Source organism: Dyadobacter psychrotolerans, assembly GCF_004349265.1.
GTDB classification, from domain to species: domain Bacteria; phylum Bacteroidota; class Bacteroidia; order Cytophagales; family Spirosomataceae; genus Dyadobacter; species Dyadobacter psychrotolerans.
The window spans coordinates 1-1,988 of record NZ_SMFL01000039.1; the positions used below are offsets into that span (position 1 = coordinate 1).

Sequence of the window (1,988 nt, forward strand, 5' to 3'; positions counted from 1 at the left end):
GAAGCAGGAACACGCATCAGCCAGCTCATCAGGGCAACAGATAAAAACGGCGACAGGCTCACACTTACTTCCAATGGTGGGGTGTATGAAAGCACACTGGTCGCTCCGGCTGTGGCAACCTTTACCCCCCAGACAAATGCAATAGGTACCGTTACAGGTCAGTTCGTTTGGCAGACAGGCTGTAACCACATCCGCCTGGAACCTTACGATGTGCTCTTCAAAGTGGAAGATGCAGCAGGACCCAGTGTGCCTAATCCAAGTCTATTCCGCAAGCTGGTCGATATCACCACCATGAACATCAGGGTTTACGGACCGAAACCAACCAACCTCAGGGCCGTTGCTGCCACCGATCCGGCCGGCGTGGCTTACAGGCTTAACTGGGATGCTTACAAATGCCAGGTCGCAGGCGCCAGAATCGTTATTTACAGAAGTGAAGGTTGCCGCGATATTCCCGAAGATGTGTGTATTACTGGTATTCCCGCAGGTTCAGGATATACCGAAATCGGAAGGGTTGGCGTTGGCGAAGTAACTTACCTGGACAATAACAACGGTGCAGGACTTCGTGCAGGCGTTTCTTACAGTTACAGGATCGTAGTCGAATTCCCCCGTCCGGGTGCAAATCCAAACGAAGCAGGAAGCCTGATCGGTGGCGGAGAAAGTCTTGCTTCTGAGGAATTCTGTCTGAACCTGCCGATGACCATGCCTGTGATCACAAATGTAACCGTAGACAGAACAGACGCCGCTGCCGGTGCAATCACCGTCAGATGGACCAGACCCATGGTTAAATCGGGAATGCCGGCACAGTATCAGTTATTCAGGGCTGTGGGACAAAACGGAACCGTTTTTACCAGAATCGCAACAATTAATACAACTCTGGATCCTGCCGTTATCGACACGCTTTTTGTTGATACAAACATCAATACCGTTGCCAATGCTTACCGCTACCAGCTCGAATATTATTATACCCAGGGAACAACACTCGTAAAACAGGATGTGACCGAACCTGCAAGCAGTGTACGGCTCGAACAGGGTGCCGCCGATCCGACCCGCATCAGGCTCAACTGGTCGGCCATTGTGCCATGGAGCAACAACGGAACCGTTCACAGGGTTTACCGCGAAGACAAAGCAAGGCCCGGTATTTTCAACCGAATTGATGATGTAARAGTGCAGGCAAATCAGCCATTTACCTATGTCGACGATGGTACCGATAAATATGCAGCCGACGGGACAGTCAATGTAACCATCTCAAAAGATGTGACCTATTGTTATAAAGTTGAAACACTCGGCTCTTACAACAACCGGCAGATCAAACCGGACGAACTCTATAACTTTTCACAAATCATTTGTGTATCGGCTTCGGACACTACCAAGCCATGCCCGCCGGTTCTGGAAATAGACCTGCTCGACTGTGAAGCTCTGGCAAAGGCACCGGAAACTTACTGTGGTATGACCAGCTTTACCAACCAGCTTAAATGGACTTATCCGCAAACCTGTGACCAGAACCTGTCCGCATACAGAATTTATTATGCGAGATATGAAGGCGATCCGCTAACGCTGGTTGGCTCGGTTACTGCCCCGCCAATCCCGTTGTCAACCAATTTTGCACATACAGGACTTACTTCTTTTGCAGGATGTTATTATGTCACAGCAGTAAACGGTTTTGGAATTGAAAGTGCACCGAGCAACATCGTTTGCAAAGACAACTGCCCTGCCTATGTTTTGCCAAATGTATTTACACCAAACGGTGACAATAAAAACGATATCTTCCAGCCTTTCGATTGCCCCGCATTTGTACAGTCGCTCGAATTCAGGGTTTTCAACCGCTGGGGAGCACAGGTGTATGATACCAAAGATGTCAACATCAACTGGAACGGAAAAAACAAAGCAGGGAAAGACCTCGCAGCAGGACAGTATTATTACGAAGTTTCCATTCAATTCGAATCGTCAAGAAAAGATGCCAAACCGACTATCCTTAAAGGCTGGGTGCA

Annotated in this window: 1 protein-coding gene; it reads left to right on the top strand. The window is 48.9% G+C overall.

Annotated features, from left to right (window positions below; translation table 11 throughout):
- Positions 1-1,988: T9SS type B sorting domain-containing protein (locus E0F88_RS33485; protein ID WP_131963157.1), on the top strand; the 1,988-nt coding region annotated here is incomplete at both ends.